Below are 18,415 nucleotides of genomic sequence, written 5' to 3'. Positions count from 1 at the left end.
GGGGATGGAATATTAATCCCATGAGAGCCCGGGTACTGGTGGTCGACGACGACCCAGCGCTCGCCGAGATGCTCGGCATCGTCCTGCGCAGCGAGGGTTTCCTGCCCTCGTTCGTGGCCGACGGGGAGCGGGCCTTGGCCGCCTTCCGCGACAATCGGCCCGACATCGTGCTGCTCGACCTGATGTTGCCCGGTATGAGTGGTATTGACGTCGCACGGTCGATCCGCGCCGAATCGGGCGTTCCGATCGTCATGCTGACCGCCAAGAGCGACACCGTCGACGTGGTCCTCGGCCTGGAGTCCGGCGCCGACGACTACGTGGTGAAGCCGTTCAAGCCCAAGGAACTGGTCGCCCGGATGCGCGCCCGGCTGCGCCGTGGCGAGGACGCCGCCCCGGAGATGCTGACCATCGGGCCGCCCGGCAACCAGATCACCATCGACGTCCCGGCGCACACGGTGAGCCGCAACGGCGAGGAGGTGAAGCTCACCCCGCTGGAGTTCGACCTGCTGGTCGCGCTGGCCCGCAAGCCGCGCCAGGTGTTCACCCGCGAGGTGCTGCTGGAGCAGGTCTGGGGCTACCGGCACGCGGCGGACACCCGGCTGGTCAACGTGCACGTGCAGCGGCTGCGCGCCAAGATCGAGCCGGATCCCGAGCGGCCGGAAATCATCCTCACGGTTCGCGGCGTGGGCTACAAGGCGGGGACCGGATAGCCTGGTCCTACTGTGGTCACCTCCCCGGTCCAGGACTCCCCGTCAGCAGCTCCCCGCCGCCGTGGCGCCGCGTGGGAGCTGTGGCGTGGGCTCGCCGCCCGCGGTGCCCGGCTGCTCGCCGGGCTGCACCAGACCTGGCGGCGCTCGTTGCAGCTGCGGGTGGTGACCATCACCCTGGTGGCCTCCAGCCTGCTGGTGGGCGGGTTCGCGTACGTGATCGCCAACAAGATCACCGACATCCTGCTGGAGAACGCGGTCACCGACGCGCGGCTGCGGCTGACCAGCGGGGCGGACTACACCGCCAAGCAGGTCTCGCTCTTCAGCCAGCCGCAGGAGGCCCAGCTCCAGAACACCATCGAGGGCACCGTCAACTACCTGGCCGGCGGTGACCCGCAGCAGACCAGCGGCGTGGTGGTGGCGATCACCGCCGACGACCATCCCGGCATCCTGCAGACCCGCAGCGCGCCGGCGATCGACGTCCGGCCGCTGATCAGCCCGGAGCTGCGGGCCGCGGTCGCCGACGGCAACGTGGCCAAGCAGATCCGCACCGGCACGCTCACCGGCGAGCGCACGAAGTACCTGGTGTACGGCTCGCCGGTGCCGACCGATTTCGGCCAGATCGAGATCTACTACTTCGTACCGCTGGCCCGGCAGGACGCCGCCGCCGCCGACGCCCGGACCACCGTGGCGGCCACCGGGGTCGCCCTGGTGCTGCTGCTCGGGCTGCTGGCCGCGCTGGTCACCCGGCTGGTGGTGACCCCGGTCCGGGTGGCCGCCCGGACCGCGCAGCGGCTCTCCGCCGGGCTGCTCGACCAGCGGATGGCGGTCAACGGCGAGGACGACCTGGCGCTGCTCGCCGCGTCCTTCAACCAGATGGCCACCAACCTGCAACGGCAGATCCTCCGGCTGGAGGAGATGTCCCGGTTGCAGCGTCGGTTCACCTCGGACGTGTCGCACGAGCTGCGTACGCCGCTGACCACGGTCCGGATGGCGGCCGACCTGATCTTCGCGGAGCGCGACGAGTTCGACCCGGCGGTCGCCCGCAGCGCCGAGCTGCTCCAGGCCGAGCTGGACCGGTTCGAGGAACTGCTCACCGACCTGCTGGAGATCAGCCGCTTCGACGCCGGCTTCGCCATGCTCGACGCCGAGCCGACCGACCTGGTGCCGGTGGTGCACCGGGTCGCCGACCGGCTGGCCGGGCTGGCCGAGCGGGTCGGGGTGGCCATCGAGCTGGACGTGCCGGCCGCCCCGGTGATCGCCGAGGTGGATCCGCGCCGGGTCGAGCGGGTGCTGCGCAACCTGGTCGGCAACGCCGTCGAGCACGGCGAGGGCAAGCCGGTGGTGATCACCCTGGGCGCGGACGAGACAGCGGTGGCGATCACCGTCCGCGACCGCGGGGTGGGGCTCAAGCCGGGCGAGGAGAAGCTGGTCTTCAACCGGTTCTGGCGGGCCGACCCGTCCCGGGCGCGGCAGACCGGCGGTACCGGGCTCGGGCTGTCGATCAGCCTGGAGGACGCCCGGCTGCACGGCGGCTGGCTGGAGGCCTGGGGCGCGCCGGGGCAGGGCGCCCAGTTCCGGCTCACCCTGCCGGCCCGCGCCGGCGACCGGCTCACCACCTCCCCGCTGCGCCTGGTGCCGGCCGACGCGGCCCTGCCGTTCGGCGGTCCGCGCGACGGCGGGCTGCTGGCCATCGGCCCGGGTGCCGGGGGCGCGTTGGCGATCACGCCGGCGCCGGCCGGTGACGGGTCGGCCGGGGAGCGGGCGGAGGCGCGGTCGTGAGGCATGCCCGGTTGACCGGCGTCGCCGGCGTCGCACTGCTCGCCCTCGGGTTGACCGGCTGCGGCATCCCGGCCAGCACCGACGTCGAGGTGGAGCGCCGGGTCTCCACGGCCGAGGCCGGGTCCGTCAGCGGCGGCAGTGTGCAGCCGCCGACCCGGGCGGCCGCCGGAAGCAACGCGCAGACGTTCGTGAACAACTTCCTGGCCGCCGCCGCGGGCGAGCCGGACCGCGCGTACGAGCGGGTGAAGGAGTACATCGACCCGCGGCAGCACCACCGCCTCCAGGAGAGGCAGGGCAGCGAGATCACCCTCACCGTGGTGCGGCTGACCGACGACCCGGTGATCACTCCCGACGTCGACAGCACGAAGGTGACCATCAACGTCCAGCAGGTCGGCGTGCTGCGGGCGAACGGCACGCTGGTGTCCCCGGTGGCCACCGAGCGGAGCTACGAGTTCAAGCTGGTCAGCGCGGCCCTCCCCGGGCAGGGCGACGTCGAGCAGGCCGGCCTGTACGTGCAGGACCCGCCGAACGTGCTGCTGCTCAGCGACGTGGCGCTGGCGCAGTACTACAAGGAGTCCTCGGTCTACTTCTGGAGCTCGGACCGCGCCCGACTGGTGCCCGACCTGCGCTACCTGCCCGAGGCGGTGCCGGAGGAGCGGCAGGTGACCGAGGTGGTCCGGTGGCTGATCGGCGGCCCGTCCGACTGGCTGCGCACGGCGGTCGTCCCGCTGCCGGACCGCACCGAGCTGATCAACAACGCCACCGGGAGCGCCGACCGGTGGGAGGTCAACCTGGCGCTGCCCGCCAACGACGAGGAGCGGCTGGACCAGTTCGCCACCCAGCTGGCCTGGTCGCTGCCGAACCTCGACGGCCAGGTGGAGCTGAAGGTGCAGAACCAGTCCCGCCGGGTGGTCGACCTGGCCGGCCAGCGGCGGGCCAACCCGGTCTACGAGCTGGCGCAGAACCCGCACCGGTTCTGCGTGTACGACGGCGCGGTGCACCCGCTCGCCGTGGTGGGGGATCCCGGGACGGTGCCGCTGGCCGCGGAGGACAACCGCAACGTGGTGTCGGCCAACTTCGACCGGATCAACGACTGGACGCTGGCCGCGCTGGTGGTCACCGGTTCGGACAAGCGGCAGCGGCTGGCCGTCGGCAGCGGCGCCGCCCCGCTGACCGACCTGCGTAAGGGGCCCGCGCACAACGCGATGGGCCGGCCGGTCTGGCTGCGTACGCTCGACCCGCTGAAGCCGCGCGGGCTGGTGGTGGCCGACGGGAACCTCCACCTCTTCGAGGTGGACCGGGACGTGCGGATGAGCAGGGTGCAGCTCAACGGCGTGACCGGGGCGGTCACCGCCGTGGCGGCGTCGCTGGACGGTCAGCGGATCGCGCTCATCGTCGGCGGCGGGCTCTACGTGGCCGCCGTCGACCTGGACGACGACAGCGTCACCGTCGGGCCGACGCGGAAGGTGTTCACCTCGCTGACCGCGCTCTCGGCGGTCGACTGGGCCGGTGAGGACCGGCTGGTGGTGGGCGGTTCGGCCGACCGACCGGCGGTCTACGACGTCAGCATCGACGGCGCCCGGCAGACCCCGCTGCAGGAGAAGCTGGGCGCCAAGGTGACCCACCTGGCGGCGTACCCGGTCAACCCGGCGGCACCGCAGCCCAGCGCGGTGATGTACGAGGCCAACGGGGTGTCCTACAGCGGCTCGTCGCGAATCCAGTCGGATCAGGTGCTCAACGTCAGCCCGGAGCCGACCGGAAACCGGTCCGGCAACCCGACCGCGCCCTTCTTCCTCTACTGATCCCGGTGCGGGACGTCGGCGCGCTCTGGGCGGACCTCGCCGACCTGGTGCTGCCCGCCGACTGCGCGGGCTGCCGGGAACACCGGCCCGGCCTGCGGCACGGGGTGTGCCCGGAGTGCGCCGGGCTGTTGCAGGCGCTGCGACCCCGCCCGGCGCAGCCCACGCCCGCCCCGCCGGGCCTGCCGCCCTGCGTCGCCCTCGGCCCGTACGCCGGGCCGCTGCGGGAGACGCTGCTGGCGTACAAGGAGCACGGCCGGCACGGGCTGGCCCGACCGCTGGGCGGACTGCTCGCCGAGGTGGTGGCGACCGCGCTCGGCGGGGTGCGCCCGGTGGCGCTGGTGCCGGTGCCGGACACCGCCGCGGCGGCCCGGGCCCGCTACGGCGACCACCTCGGCCGGCTGGCCCGGCACTGTGCGCACCGGCTGCGGCGGGCCGGCTGGCCGGTGCGGGTCTCCCGCCCGCTGCGCGCCCTGCCCCGCCCGGACTCGGTGACGCTGGACAGCGCGGGCCGGGCGGCGGCGGCCGAATCGGCGTTCCGGCTGCGCCGCCGGGCGGCACCGGCACCGCCGGGCGCCGCGGTGGTGGTGCTGGACGACATCGTCACCACCGGCGCGACGATCGCCGCGGTGAGCCGGGTGCTGGCCGCGTCCGGCCGGTCACCCACCGTAGCGGCGGTGCTCGCGGCGACCGAGAAACGGCAACAGTCGTAACCCTTCGTGTTTCCGTTTCACCCGATGGTGTACGAGCTGTGAAAATTCCTGAGCCGTCTCGGCAACCAGGGGTGACTGTGCCCTGAACAGGAGTTAGCGTTTGGCTGTCGGGGGTAGGAGGTCTTCCCACCCGCCCCCGGCGGTGAAAGGAGGCGTAGCCGTATCGACCGGTCGACGCCGAGTGGGGCCTCCCCGGGGCGTGCGACCGGATGCCGGATCGAACGACCATCCGAGCAAGGAGGTCACGTGGACATCGTGGTCAAGGGCCGGAACGTCGAAGTTCCCGACCATTACCGGGTGCACGTCGCGGAGAAACTCGCGAAGATCGAACGCTACGATCACAAACTCATTCGTGTCGATGTGGAGCTGTTCCACGAGCGCAACCCGCGTCAGGCGGACCACTGCCAGCGAGTGGAGATAACGTGCGTCTCGCGTGGCCCGGTGATCCGGGCCGAGGCCTGCACGAACGACTTCTACAGCGCGCTCGACGCGGCGATCGCCAAGCTCGACACCCGGTTGCGCCGGGCGGCCGACCGCCGCCGCGTCCACCGGGGCCGGCACGCGCCGCTCTCCGTGGCCGCAGCCACCGCCGGCCTGCCCGTGGCGGACCTCGACGCGCCGCCGCTGTCGGCGCCGGTGAACGGCGCCAGCGCGGCGACCGCCACCGCGGTCGCGGAACGGGTCGACGCCGAGGAGGAGTACGACGACCAGCCCTGGCACATCGCGCGGGAGAAGGTGCACCCCGCCGAGCCGATGACCGTCGACGACGCGCTGTTCCAGATGGAACTCGTCGGCCACGACTTCTACCTGTTCCAGGACAAGGAGTCCGGCCGGCCGAGCGTCGTCTACCGCCGGCACGCCTACGACTACGGGATCATCTCGCTGGCCATCTGACGGGTCGAGCGCCGTCGTGGTGGCGGCACCGACCGCCACCACGACCGGCCACCCGGACGGCCTCGCGCGTCAGGCGCTGGTCGCCGGCGTCCTGGTCGACCGGGTCGCCATCGGCGTCGATCGCCGGGCCAGCGCAGGCCAGCGCGCGTGGACCAGACCGCGCGGGTCAGCGCAGCTCGTCCGGCAGCAGGCCGAAGACCAGGTCGTCGATCCGGGTCCCGGCCAGCCCGGGCAGCCGCCCGCGCAGCAGCCCCTCGCGGCGGAAGCCGACCTTCTCCAGCACCCGGTGCGAGGCGATGTTGTCGGGCATGGTGCCGGCGGTCAGCCGGGCGATCCCGACCGGCCCGAACGCCCAGCCGGCGAGCAGCCGGACCGCCCGGGTGGCGAGACCCCGGCCGCGCGCCGCCGGCAGCAACGCGTAGCCGAGGCTCGCCTCGCCCGCCGGCAGGTCGGTGTACGACAGCCCGCAACTGCCGAGCGGCTCGCCGGTGGCCGCGTCGACGATCAGCAGCCGCGCGATGACGCCGGTCAGCCAGCCGCTCTCCGCCAGCCGGCAGCGCCGCTCGGTCGCCTCCCGGGTGGGCGGCACCGGTGGTGCCTGGTTCGCCACCACCTCGGGCAGCGTGTGCAGCCGGAACATCAGGTCCGCGTCGTCCGGGGCCAGCCGGCGCAGGGTCACCACGCCGTCGGTGAGCCGGCCGTCGGGCAGGTCGGGCAGCGGGCGCGGGGCCGGTCCGGGCGGGTCGACGGCGAGGCGTACCCAGGCGAGCAGGTCATGCCGGCCGCCGCCGCGGACCGGGCTGGCGTCCCGGCGTACGCCCTCGGGGCGGAAGCCGGCGGCCAGCGCGACCCGCTGGCTGGCGGTGTTCTCCTCGTGGGTGAACAGTTCCAGCCGGGCGGTCCCGGTGGCGAACGCGTGCTCCGCCAGCGCCCGGGTCGCCGCGGTGGCCACGCCCCGCCCGCGCGCCCACGGCGCCACCCAGTAGCCGATCTCGGCCTCGCTCCGGTAGGGCACCGGGTGGCTCAGCCCGACCGCGCCGAGCAGCCGGTCGGTGTCCGGGTCCGCCACCACGTAGGCGGCCCCGCCGCTGGCCCAGGCCGCGGGCGCCCCCTCGGTGACCCACCAGCGGGCGTCCGCCTCGGTGTACGGCGACGGCAGGCCGGAGATGAAGCGCTGGGTCAACGGGTCGGCGCAGGCGGCGGCGGTGTCGGCGACGTCGTCCGCGCGGTTCTCCCGTAACCGCACCCCGTACGCCTCGATGACCTTCGGCGTCACGTCAGGTCCTCGGCGAGCAGCCCGGCGACCCAGACGTCCTGCCGCTCGCCGCGGTGGTTGACCCCGCCGCGGGCGGTGCCCTCGAAGGTGAAGCCGGCCTTCTCGGCGACCCGGCGGGAGCCGGTGTTGCCCACGTTGGCCCGCCACTCGATCCGGGCCAGGCCGAGCGTGGCGAAGCCCCAGGCGCAGAGCGCGGCGAGCGCGGCCGGCTGGTAGCCCCGCCCCCGGGCGGGTGGGGCGGTCATGAAGCCGACGTCGGCGACCAGCGGGTCGGCCGGCGAGATCCGCAGGTCGATCGAGCCGGCGTACCGGTCGTCGGCGTCGGCGATCGCGTACGTCGCCCCGGTGCCACCCGTCCAGGCCGCCTCGGCGACGTCCCGGCGGAACCCCTCGGCGTGCTCGCGCTGGTACGGGTCGGGCACGGTGGTCCAGCGGACCGTCTCCGGGTCCTGGCAGGTGGCCACGATCGCGTCCAGGTCGCGTTCCTCCAGCGGGCGCAGCCGCAGCTCGGTGGCGCCGGCGGTGGCGAAGAGGACCGGCTGCGGGCGGCCGAAGACGGCGGCCCGCCGGGCCTCCAGGGTGCCCGGTCCGGCTGGGCCGGTGCTGCCGGCGGCCGGCACCTCGCCGGGCAGCAGCGAGCCGATCCAGCCCTGGTTGCCGCCCTCCGGCGCCGGGTCGGCCAGCCGCAGCCGCCCCTCGACGCGGAACCCGGCGCGCAGCGCCACCAGCCGGGACGCGTGGTTGCCGACCTCGGCCTGCCAGATCAGCCGGCGCAGCTTGAGGCTGTCGAAGGCCCACCGGGCGACCGCCCGGGCGGCCCGTACGGTGACCCCGCGGCCGCGGGCCCAGGGGGCGGTCCAGTAGCCGATCTCGCCGGAGCCCAGGCCGGTGTCGATGGAGACCAGCCCGCACGAGCCGAGCAGCTCGCCGGTGGCCGCGTCGCAGACCGCGAACGGCGCGCCCCGGCCGGCCGCCCAGTCGCCCGGGGCCACCTCGGTGACGAATCTCTTGGCGTGTTCGGGCCGGTATGGGCGCGGTACGGTGGTCCAGCGCTGGATGTCCGGGTCCTGGCACGCCCGGTGCACGGCGTCGGCGTCGGTGGCCTGCCACGGGCGCAGCAGCAGGCCGTCCTCGGTGATCTCCACGGGTTCCACCGGGTCATCGTGCCGGATCGTTCGCGGACGGCGTAACGGATAATCGCGGCACCGGCGGATCGGCTGCGCGTTATGTCGTTTTCGCCGGGCCGGACCGCCGCCACCAGTGACCATCGCCCCGATGGAGCGCCTACGATGGTTCGAGACTGTCTAGGGGAGCGTTGATCCGTGTCGATTCTGGAAAAGGTCCTCCGCGCGGGCGAGGGCCGTATGGTGCGCCGGCTCAAGGCCATCGCCGCCGCCGTCAACTCGATCGAGGACGACTACGTCAACCTCACCGACGAGGAACTGCGCGACATGACCGTGCAGTTCAAGGAGCGGCTGGCCGACGGCGAGACCCTCGACGACCTGCTGCCCGAGGCCTTCGCGGTGTGCCGCGAGGCGGCCGCCCGGGTGCTCGGCCAGCGCCCGTACGACGTCCAGGTGATGGGCGGCGCGGCGCTGCACTTCGGCAACATCGCCGAGATGAAGACCGGTGAGGGCAAGACCCTGACCTCGGTCATGCCGGTCTACCTGAACGCGCTCTCCGGCGAGGGCGTGCACGTGGTCACGGTCAACGACTACCTGGCCCAGCGCGACGCCGCCTGGATGGGCCGGGTGCACGAGTTCCTCGGCCTCACCGTCGGCGTGGTGCTGCCCAACCGGCCGGCCAGCGAGCACCGGGCCGCGTACGAGTGCGACATCACCTACGGCACCAACAACGAGTTCGGCTTCGACTACCTGCGCGACAACATGGCCTGGTCGCGGGAGGAACTGGTCCAGCGCGGGCACAACTTCGCGGTGGTTGACGAGGTCGACTCGATCCTGATCGACGAGGCCCGGACCCCGCTGATCATCTCCGGCCCGGCCGAGCACTCCGCCCGCTGGTACGGCGAGTTCGCCGCGGTGGTGGCCCGGCTCCAGGCCGGCAAGGACGGCGAGGGCGACTACGAGGTCGACTACGCCAAGCGGACCATCGCGGTCACCGAGCGCGGCGTGGCCAAGGTCGAGGACCGGCTCGGCATCGACAACCTCTACGAGTCGGTGAACACCCCGCTGGTCGGCTACCTCAACAACGCGATCAAGGCCAAGGAGCTCTACAAGCGCGACAAGGACTACATCGTCAGCGACGGCGAGGTCCTGATCGTCGACGAGTTCACCGGCCGCATCCTGCACGGCCGCCGCTACAACGAGGGCATGCACCAGGCCATCGAGGCCAAGGAGGGGGTGGAGATCAAGCAGGAGAACCAGACCCTGGCCACCATCACCCTCCAGAACTACTTCCGCCTCTACGAGAAGCTCTCCGGCATGACCGGTACCGCCCAGACCGAGGCGGGCGAGTTCAACAAGGTCTACAAGGTCGGCGTGGTGACCATCCCGACCCACCGGCCGATGATCCGGCAGGACCGCCCGGACGTCATCTACAAGACCGAGAAGGCCAAGTTCAACGCCGTGGTGGAGGACATCGCCGAGCGGCACGAGGCCGGGCAGCCGGTGCTGGTGGGCACCGTCTCGGTGGAGAATTCCGAGATCCTCTCCCAGCTGCTGCGCCGCCGCGGCATCCCGCACTCTGTGCTGAACGCCAAGTTCCACGCCCGGGAGGCCGAGATCGTCGCCCAGGCCGGCCGCAAGGGCGCGGTCACCGTGGCCACCAACATGGCCGGCCGGGGCACCGACATCCTGCTCGGCGGCAACCCCGAGTTCCTCGCCGCGAGCGAGCTGCGCCAGCGCGGCCTCGACCCGATCGAGCACGAGGAGGAGTACGCCAAGGCGATGGAGGAGGTCCTGCCCAAGTGGAAGCAGGCCTGCGACGCCGAGGCGGAGGAGGTGGCCGCCGCCGGTGGCCTCTACGTGCTGGGCACCGAGCGGCACGAGTCCCGGCGGATCGACAACCAGCTGCGCGGCCGCTCCGGCCGGCAGGGTGACCCGGGCGAGTCCCGGTTCTACCTGTCGCTGCAGGACGAGCTGATGAAGCGGTTCCGCTCCGGCGCGGTCGAGGCGGTCATGGACCGGTTCAACATCCCGGAGGACGTGCCCATCGAGTCGAAGATGGTCACCCGGCAGATCAAGAACGCGCAGGCCCAGATCGAGGGTCAGAACGCCGAGATCCGCAAGAACGTCCTGAAGTACGACGAGGTGCTGAACAAGCAGCGCCAGGTGATCTACGCCGAGCGCCTCCGGGTGCTCAACGGCGAGGACCTCTCCGACCAGGTCCGCAACATGATCGACGACGTCGTCGAGGCGTACGTGCAGGGGGCCACCGCCGAGGGCTACGGCGAGGACTGGGACCTCGAGCAGCTCTGGTCCAGCCTCAAGCAGCTCTACCCGGTCGGCATCACGATCGAGGAGCTGGAGGAGGAGGCCGGCGGCTCGCGGGCCGGCATGGACGCCGACTTCCTGATGTCCCGCCTCAAGGAGGACGCGCACGCCGCGTACGACCGGCGGGAGGAGCAGCTCGGCGAGGAGGCGGTACGCCAGCTCGAGCGGATGGTGCTGCTCCAGGTCATCGACCGCAAGTGGCGTGAGCACCTCTACGAGATGGACTACCTGCAGGAGGGCATCAACCTGCGGGCGTACGCCCAGCGCGACCCGGTGATCGAGTACCAGCGCGAGGGCTTCGACATGTTCGCCACCATGATGGACGGCATCAAGGAGGAGACGGTCGGCTTCCTCTACAACCTGGAGGTCCAGGTCGCCGAGCCGGAGCCGGAGGCCGAAGAGGTCAAGCTGCTCGACAAGCCGGTGGAGATCCGGGCCAAGGGCCTGAACCGGGCGCCGCAGCAGCAGGGCCTGCAGTACTCCGCGCCGACCATCGACGGCGAGGCGGGCCGCGGCTCGGTGGCCGTCGAGCAGGCCGACGAGCAGGCCCCGGCGCTGGGCATCGGACGCGGGGTGAAGGCCGCCCCGGCCGGTCCGGGCGGCACCGCGCCGAACGCCCCGCAGCGCCCGGCAAGCGGGCTGCGTGGCCCGGCCGTGGCGTCGAACGCGGCCCGGCGGGCGGCTCCCGGGCAGGCGGAGGCGAGCAACGGCCCGTCCCGCAACGCGCCCTGCCCGTGCGGCTCCGGCCGCAAGTACAAGCGCTGCCACGGCGCCCCCAACGGCGGCGCCTGATCCGACGCGCGCCCGACGGGCCCCGGCCAGCTCGGCCGGGGCCCGTCGGCGTCTCTCGCTCCACCCGTGCCGGGCCGGCACCGGCGAACACGTCCCCAGGGAACCGAGGGCGCGGCCGCCGGTGCGGAGAGCTGGAGACCCGGGACGCCCACCGACCGAGCCAGGTGGACACCCCGGGCGGTCCGCGCCGGCGAGGCTGACGACCGTCACGACGGCACCGTCTGATCACCACCGGGTGCGGCAGGTCGCTGTCGTGCGTCGCGGGGAAGCCGCGGCATGCCGCACCCGGAGTGGATCAACAGGCCGCCGTCCCGCAGCATGGCTGGCCGGGGTGGGGGTCGCGGGCGTCAGAGGACCTGGAGGGCGGTGCAGAGCCAGCTGCCCCGGCGGTGTTCCAGACGCAGCGCCATCGCCCAGGTGTGGCCGCTGCCGCCGGCCAGCACCGCGGCCACCTCGACCGCCGCGGCCCGAGGTTCGCAGACCCGCAGCCGGCGCAACCGCACCGCGGGCCGGGTGGACCGGCGGCGTACCGGGCCGGTCCGCGTGCCGGCCCGGGCCAGCTCGGGCAGCAGCTCGGCGGCCCGGCCCGGGTCGAGCAGCGGCCGGAGCTGACCGGGTGGGCGGTAGCCGTTGAGCACCTCGAGGCAGGTGCCGAGGAAGCGGTGGGCGGCTCGGGTCGCCTCCGGCGTGGCGGTCACCAGGGCGCCGGGCGGTAGCGGGCCGGCGGTGCGCCGGCCCGGCCGGGCGGGGGTGGGCCCGGCCGGCAGTCGCCGGTCCGGCGGACGGCTCGGTTGTCGGCGGGCCGCCTCGAACAGGTCGAGGGCGAGCTGGCCGTCGCCGGGCAGCGGCCACTGGCTGCCGTCCTCGTCGGCGAAGGGCGGCTCGAAGGAGGGCGCGGGTCGCAGCCGCACGGGTGGCCGGGACGGGCCGGGTCGGCGGGAATCGGTCATCGCGCTGCCCCCTGATCCTTACGTTTGCCTTCGTTTGCCTCCGAACGAGGTTCATTCTTGGGCATGACAGAGCCCGCGGTCAATGGCTCAGGGTGCCGCCCAGGTCACTCCGGGTCGCGGTCGGCGAGCGGGTTGCTGCGTACCCACTCGGCGGTCTCCGCGTACTTGCGCTGGATGTACTCCTCCAGTTGGGCGCGCTCCACGCGCCACTGGCCACGCCCCCCGATCTTGATCGCGGGCAGTTCGCCGCTGCGCACCATGTGGTAGACCTGCGAATCCGACACGTTGAGTTCGGCGGCCACGTCGGAGAGGAGCAGGAACCTCGGCTCCACGGAAACTCCCGGGGTTGGAGACGTTTGGCTCAGTTTGCCATCACCCGCCGACGCCGCCCAGCGCCCGACCGGCCGCCCGGCGATGTCCGGGTCGGGACACGCCGGGGCGGAACTTCCACCGGCGAGGTGCGAGGTGTATGACGGTCACGGCGTACGGCATGATCGGCGCCCGGGCCGGTGCACGCCGGCGGAGGATCTCAGCAGGGAGACACCGGTGACCGACGACCTTGTCCGGGTGTACGTGCCGGCGACCGTCCCGATCCTGGCCCGGCTTCGTGAGCAGGGGCTCAGCGTGGAGCGGGCGCACGCGGTGACTCCGGCCCTGCGGGAGTGGTACGCCGAGGGCGACGAGGAGGAGCTGGAGTACGTCGCCTTCACCCGGGCCGCCCAGGACGCGTTGCAGCTGCTCCGGGCCGACCCGGACGCGCCCCGCCGCCGAGTGGTGGTCTCGGCCGACCTGCCGGCCGCCGCGGTCGGGCGCGGCGACGGCGAGCTGGGGTCGAGCGCGGTGGAGCTGACCCGGCCGGTGCCGATCGACGCCGTCGCCGCGATCCACGTGGACGGGTCGGAGGCGGTCGAGGACGTGGCCGCCGCCGCGGAGGTGGTCGCCGAGGCGCTCGCCGGTGACCCGGACGCCCAATTCACCGTCGACGGCGCCGAGGACCACGAGCTGGAGTGGTACGACGTCACCGAGCTGGAGCTGCTGCTCCGTACCGCCACCTGACGCCGGCCGGAGTCAGCGCTCGGTGCCCGCCACCGGCCCCGGGTCGTCGTCGTCGTCGTCGCCGGCCGGGCCGAGCGTCCGGCCGAACGCGATCAGCGCGGTCAGCGCGCCCACGAAGAGCACCCAGATGGCGTTGTCCACCCGCGAGGTGCCCAGCGACGTCTGGGCCACCGCGTCCGCCTCGCTGAGCGCGGCGGCCAGGTCGAGCAGGGAGCGCCCGCCGACCCGGATGATCACCTCGGCGACCAGCAGCAGCAGGCCCGGGCCGGCCCCGGCCACCAGGTACGCCGGCCAGCGCAGCGCCGGGGCGTCCGGGTTCCGCCGGATGGCCCGCCGGCGCGCCCAGGCCAGGTAGCCGAAGGCGAGCAGCCCGGCCACCACCCCGGCGAGCAGCGACTCCGTACGCGACACCCACTTGGCCGCGTTGACCAGCGACTCCTGGGTGTCCCCGGCGCCGAAGAGGTCGAAGAGCGGATCCCGGGCCCGGCTGAACGCCACCACGAAGACCAGCGTGCCGAGCGCGGCGGCCACCACGGCGCCGACGGTCGGTGCGCTGCGGGCGCCGGCGACGGCCCCGCCGATGATCGCCGCGGCGGCGCTGGTGCCGGCGATCACGTTGGTGGTCGCGTTGTCGGCATAGGTCAGGTTGATCGCGAACGCGGCGGCGAGCCCGATGAGCAGGCCGGCGCCGGTCGCCGCGAGGAAGCGCAGGGTGGCCCGCTCGCCGACCCGGTGGCCGAGCAGGTCGACCCCGGAGAGGGCGAAGGCGGCCCCGGCGACCAGCGCGGCGGAGATCACCCCGGGCAGCGCGAAGGCGGAGAGGCTGATCGCGGTGACCCCGGCCGCCGCCGAGTTGATCGCCTCGCGGGTCGACCAGAGCATGGCGGCCAGCCACCCCAGCGCCAGCAGCGCGAGCAGCGCCGCCCCCGGTACGGGTGCCGGCCCGCTCCCGGCGGCGGGCTCGTCGTCGGTGGACGCGTCCCGCTCGGCGTCGACCGCGTCGGGATCGGCGGTCGCGCTCGCCCGGTCCGCTCCGGTCGCCTGCTGCACGGCGGCGGTCTTCGACCCGGTCCCGGTAGTGCCGGAGTCAGCGGCCGCGGTGGGGTCGCCGGTCGCGCCCGCCCGGTCCGCTCCGGTCGCCTGCTGGACGGCGGCGGTTGCCGACCCGGTGGTGCCGGAGTCAGCGGCCGCGGTGGGGTCGCCGGCCACCGGCTGGTCGAACTCCGCGGCCGCGGAGCCGCCGGGCTGCTTGGTCATCGTCTCCCCTTCGAGGCGGGCCGGCATCCGGGCGGTCGGCCGGGCCGGGGCAGGCAGGTCACCGGCACCCCAGCGTACGCGTCCACCCACCCCACCCACCCCGCCGCCGTCCCCCTGACCGCCATGGTGATCAAGGGGTTGGGGGCAGGACCGGAGCGGATCCTGACCCCAACCCCTTGATCACCGAGCAGGGGGCGGGACGGGGCGCGGGGCAGGGCGGGCGGGGAGGCTGGGGGAGGGTGGTGGGGAGGGGGGCGCGTGGGAAGATTGGGCTCGGTCCCGCCGCCGCGACCGGCTACCGTCGCGCGGCGTTCCGGCGCAGGTCACCCGGCCACGCGCCCGCGGGTCCGGTTTCGCCACCGCTGTCGAGATCGCCAGGAGCCTTGATGGACGCCGTGTTCTCCGTACCCGAGCCCCGCAACGAGCCGGTACGCAACTACGAGCCGGGCAGCGCCGACCGGGAACGGCTCCAACGGCGGCTGACCGAACTGGCCGCCGAGCGCATCGACCTGCCGATGACGATCGCCGGTGAGCAGCGGATGGCGGGCGGCGAGTCGATCGACGTGGTCCAGCCGCACAAGCACGCGCACGTGCTGGGGGTCACCGCGCACGCCACCCACGACGACGCGCGCGCGGCGGTCAAGGCCGCCAAGGACGCCGCCCCGATGTGGCGGGCGCTGCCGTTCGAGGAGCGGGCGGCGATCTTCCTGCGCGCCGCCGAGCTGCTGGCCGGCCCCTGGCGGGACACCCTGAACGCGGCCACCATGCTCGGCCAGTCCAAGACCGCCATCCAGGCGGAGATCGACGCGGCCTGCGAGTTCATCGACTTCCTCCGGTTCAACGTGCACTTCGCGCGCCGGCTCCTCGCCGAGCAGCCGCTCTCGTCGGCCGGCACCTGGAACCGGTTCGACCACCGGCCGCTGGAGGGGTTCGTCTACGCGATCACCCCGTTCAACTTCACAGCGATCGCCGGCAACCTGCCCTCGGCGCCGGCCCTGCTCGGCAACACGGTGGTCTGGAAGCCGGGCCCGACCCAGCAGTTCGCCGCGCACTTCACCATGCGGCTGTTCGAGGCGGCCGGCCTGCCGCCCGGTGTGATCAACATGGTCACCGGGCGGGGCGAGGAGGTCTCCGACGTGGTGCTGGCCGACCCCGACCTGGCTGGCATCCACTTCACCGGCTCCACCAAGGTCTTCCAGCACCTGTGGAAGACGGTCGGCGACAACATCTCCCGCTACCGGGGCTACCCGCGGCTGGTCGGCGAGACCGGCGGCAAGGACTTCGTCGTCGCGCACTCCAGTGCCGACGTGGACGCCCTGCACACCGCGCTGATCCGGGGCGCCTACGAGTACCAGGGCCAGAAGTGCTCGGCGGCGTCGCGGGCGTACGTGCCGCGCTCGATCTGGGAGGGCGGGCTGCGCGACCGGCTGGCCGCCACCGCCGAGGCGCTCACCTACGGCGACGTCACCGACTTCGGCAACTTCGGCGGCGCGGTGATCGACGCCAAGGCCTTCGACCGGCACACCGCCGCGCTGGAGCTGATCAGCGGGGACGACACCTGCCGGATCATCGCCGGCGGCACCGCCGACGACTCGGTCGGCTACTTCGTCCGGCCGACCCTGTTCGAGTGCACCGACCCGGCGCACGAGACCTTCACCACCGAGTACTTCGGCCCGATCCTCGGCGTGCACGTCTTCGACGACGCCCGGTTCGACGAGGTGGTCACCCAGGCCGAGGCGATCGCCCCGTACGCGCTGACCGGCTCGATCTTCGCGACCGACCGCCAGGTGGTCGACGCGGTGGCGGAGAAGATGCGGTACGCGGCCGGCAACTTCTACATCAACGACAAGCCGACCGGGGCCGTGGTCGGGCAGCAGCCGTTCGGCGGCGCCCGGGCCAGCGGCACCAACGACAAGGCCGGCTCCTGGCACAACCTGGTGCGCTGGATGTCGCCGCGGACGATCAAGGAGACCTTCGTCCCGCCGACCGACCACACGTACCCCCACATGGGCTGAACCGGCGACGGGCCCGCCGGCGGCGCGACTCGCGCCGGCCGGCGGGCCTCCCGCCCGAGCGGACCCGCCGGCGGGCCTTTCGTCCGAGCTGCCCGCCCGCCGGCCGGCCGGTGCCGGATCGGGCCGGTCGGCGGGCCGGCGGGCCGGTGCCGGAGCGGGCTCGTCGGCGGCCGGCGGGCGCCCCGGCGCGGCGGTAGCGTGGCGCGATGAGCCACCCCACCCCCGCGTACGACCCCCGGTTCGGTGAGCAGGGTGGCCTGCTCACCTACAGCGACTACCTACGACTGACCGACCTGCTCGCCGCCCAGGTGCCGGAGTCCGACCCGGCCTCCCACGACGAGCTGCTCTTCATCACCATCCACCAGGTCTACGAGCTCTGGTTCAAGCTGCTGCTGTCGGAGCTGACCGACGCCCGGGACCGGCTGCTGGCCGGCGAGACGTACCTGCCCCGGATCCGGCTGGAACGCTGCCACGTGGTGGAGCGGGTGCTGATCGGCCAGGTCGACGTGATCGACACGATGACCCCGCAGGACTTCCTGGTCTTCCGCACCAAGCTGGCCCCGGCGTCCGGCTTCCAGTCGGTGCAGTTCCGGGAGATCGAGTTCCTCTCCGGCCTGAAGGACCCGGACTTCCTGCGCCGGTTCCGGGGGCTGGCCGCGCCGGAGCGGGAGCGACTGGAGCGCCGGCTGGCCGAGCCGAGCCTGTGGGACGGGTTCCTGGCCGTACTCGACCGGGCCGGCTTCGACGTGGCCACGGCGGAGGCGCGCTTCGCCGCGTACGCCACGATCGCCGCGGATCGGGAGCGGTACGGACCGTTGTGGGACCTCGCCGAGGCGCTGGTCGCCCACGACCAGGCGTTCTCGCTGTGGCGGGCCCGGCACGTGCTGATGGCCGAGCGGCAGATCGGCACCAAACCGGGCACCGGCGGCTCGGCCGGCGGGGCGTATCTGCGCTCCCGGGTGGAGACCCGGTTCTACCCGGAACTGTGGGAGTTGCGCAGCCGGTTGTAGAGACATCGACGACTCCGGCGGGGACTGTCTCGCGCCGACAGTGCACATAGGAACCCCTACCGGGTGGCGAAACCGGGAAATCCTGGACGGAGGGTCGGCAAAGTGGCAGCGTGAGGGGCATGGCGGAATCCGCAGTCAACCCCACGGCGGCAGCCCTGCTCGGGCTGCTCCACGAGGGCCCCATGACAGGCGGCCAGTTGATGGCCGCCGCCGAGCGCCGGCTGGCGCCGTACTGGTCGATGACCCGCAGCCAGGTCTACCGCGAGTTGCCGGTGCTGGCCGAGCGAGGGTTCGTCCGGATGGGCAAGCCGGGCCCGCGCATGAGCCAGCCGTACGCGATCACCGCAGCCGGAAAACGGACGTTCTCCCGCTGGCTGGCGGAGGACCCCGGGCGGGACACCATCCGCAACCCGATCGCGCTGCGCATCGCCTTCGGCGACCTGCACTCGCCCAGCCAGCTGAAGAACCTCCAGGCGGCGGCGAACGAGTACCACACCGAGGCCCTCGCCCGGGTCCGGGAGCAGGTCAAGAACGCCAAGAAGGAGGGCGAGACGTACGACGCCAGTGCGCTCGAGTTCGCCGTGGCGTACCACAAGGCGGCCCTGTCGTGGCTCAAGAGCGCCCCCGTCGGGTGACCCCCGCCCGACCCTCCCGCCCGAAACCGCGGGGCTCGCAAGCTCACTCCTCGCTCGCGCAGTGCCGATCTGGCGCG

The 18,415-nt window shown here is 73.4% G+C and carries 15 protein-coding genes; 10 read left to right on the top strand and 5 right to left on the bottom strand.

Translation table 11 applies throughout. From position 1 onward, the window contains the following. Positions 1-20: 20 nt before the first annotated feature. The 5 genes from mtrA to hpf all read left to right on the top strand — a co-directional run bounded on the left by mtrA (position 21) and on the right by hpf (position 5,895). Positions 21-710 carry an MtrAB system response regulator MtrA gene (mtrA, locus tag GA0070609_RS24015; RefSeq protein ID WP_088995875.1) on the top strand — a complete coding sequence of 230 codons (690 nt, stop codon included), beginning with the start codon at positions 21-23 and terminating at the stop codon, positions 708-710. Between the two features lie 12 nt (positions 711-722). Beyond that, a complete protein-coding gene (gene mtrB / locus GA0070609_RS24010; protein ID WP_088995874.1) occupies positions 723-2,489 on the top strand; it encodes an MtrAB system histidine kinase MtrB in 1,767 nt (588 codons plus the stop codon). Further along, positions 2,486-4,291 carry an LpqB family beta-propeller domain-containing protein gene (locus GA0070609_RS24005; protein WP_231928403.1) on the top strand — a complete coding sequence of 602 codons (1,806 nt, stop codon included), beginning with the start codon at positions 2,486-2,488 and terminating at the stop codon, positions 4,289-4,291. The genes mtrB and GA0070609_RS24005 overlap by 4 nt, the downstream gene beginning before the upstream one ends. A gap of 5 nt (positions 4,292-4,296) precedes the next feature. Continuing rightward, entirely contained in the window at positions 4,297-5,001 is a 705-nt protein-coding gene (locus GA0070609_RS24000; RefSeq protein WP_088995872.1) for a ComF family protein, read from the top strand. A 246-nt stretch (positions 5,002-5,247) separates the two neighbouring features. Then, positions 5,248-5,895 (top strand): ribosome hibernation-promoting factor, HPF/YfiA family, encoded by a 648-nt coding sequence (hpf, locus tag GA0070609_RS23995; protein ID WP_088995871.1) that lies wholly within the window; start codon positions 5,248-5,250, stop codon positions 5,893-5,895. Positions 5,896-6,061: 166 nt separating this feature from the next. On the opposite strand, the gene GA0070609_RS23990 is transcribed toward hpf, so the two are convergent. Further along, a complete protein-coding gene (locus tag GA0070609_RS23990) occupies positions 6,062-7,171 on the bottom strand; it encodes a GNAT family N-acetyltransferase (RefSeq protein ID WP_088995870.1) in 1,110 nt (369 codons plus the stop codon). Further along, positions 7,168-8,325, bottom strand: coding sequence for a GNAT family N-acetyltransferase (locus GA0070609_RS23985; RefSeq protein ID WP_088995869.1), 1,158 nt, complete (start codon positions 8,323-8,325; stop codon positions 7,168-7,170). The genes GA0070609_RS23990 and GA0070609_RS23985 overlap by 4 nt, the downstream gene beginning before the upstream one ends. A gap of 168 nt (positions 8,326-8,493) precedes the next feature. On the opposite strand from GA0070609_RS23985, the gene secA reads away from it, so the two are divergent. Continuing rightward, complete coding sequence (secA, locus tag GA0070609_RS23980; protein ID WP_088995868.1) at positions 8,494-11,415, top strand: preprotein translocase subunit SecA; 2,922 nt, start codon at positions 8,494-8,496, stop codon at positions 11,413-11,415. A gap of 347 nt (positions 11,416-11,762) precedes the next feature. Here the strand turns inward: secA and GA0070609_RS23975 are convergent, their stop codons facing one another. After that, positions 11,763-12,365 (bottom strand): Rv3235 family protein, encoded by a 603-nt coding sequence (locus GA0070609_RS23975; protein ID WP_088995867.1) that lies wholly within the window; start codon positions 12,363-12,365, stop codon positions 11,763-11,765. 104 nt (positions 12,366-12,469) lie between these two features. After that, positions 12,470-12,697, bottom strand: a complete 228-nt coding sequence (locus GA0070609_RS23970; protein ID WP_088995866.1) for a helix-turn-helix transcriptional regulator — start codon at positions 12,695-12,697, stop codon at positions 12,470-12,472. 214 nt (positions 12,698-12,911) lie between these two features. On the opposite strand from GA0070609_RS23970, the gene GA0070609_RS23965 reads away from it, so the two are divergent. Further along, the gene (locus GA0070609_RS23965; RefSeq protein ID WP_088995865.1) at positions 12,912-13,421 is read left to right on the top strand and encodes a DUF6912 family protein; all 510 of its coding nucleotides are present in this window, start codon (positions 12,912-12,914) and stop codon (positions 13,419-13,421) included. A 12-nt stretch (positions 13,422-13,433) separates the two neighbouring features. On the opposite strand, the gene GA0070609_RS23960 is transcribed toward GA0070609_RS23965, so the two are convergent. Next, on the bottom strand, positions 13,434-14,678 hold the full coding sequence (locus GA0070609_RS23960) for a hypothetical protein (protein WP_231928402.1): 1,245 nt from the start codon (positions 14,676-14,678) through the stop codon (positions 13,434-13,436). Between the two features lie 386 nt (positions 14,679-15,064). On the opposite strand from GA0070609_RS23960, the gene pruA reads away from it, so the two are divergent. From pruA to GA0070609_RS23945, 3 genes are all read left to right on the top strand, one after another. Beyond that, a complete protein-coding gene (gene pruA, locus GA0070609_RS23955; protein ID WP_088995864.1) occupies positions 15,065-16,693 on the top strand; it encodes an L-glutamate gamma-semialdehyde dehydrogenase in 1,629 nt (542 codons plus the stop codon). Between the two features lie 206 nt (positions 16,694-16,899). Beyond that, complete coding sequence (locus GA0070609_RS23950; RefSeq protein WP_088995863.1) at positions 16,900-17,703, top strand: tryptophan 2,3-dioxygenase; 804 nt, start codon at positions 16,900-16,902, stop codon at positions 17,701-17,703. A 119-nt stretch (positions 17,704-17,822) separates the two neighbouring features. Then, positions 17,823-18,338, top strand: coding sequence for a PadR family transcriptional regulator (locus GA0070609_RS23945; protein WP_088995862.1), 516 nt, complete (start codon positions 17,823-17,825; stop codon positions 18,336-18,338). Positions 18,339-18,415: the final 77 nt, after the last annotated feature.

Source organism: Micromonospora echinaurantiaca (genome assembly GCF_900090235.1).
Classification (GTDB): Bacteria; Actinomycetota; Actinomycetes; order Mycobacteriales; family Micromonosporaceae; genus Micromonospora; species Micromonospora echinaurantiaca.
The sequence above is the reverse complement of the archived record's forward strand: the minus strand, read 5'-3'. Positions and strand labels throughout refer to the sequence as shown.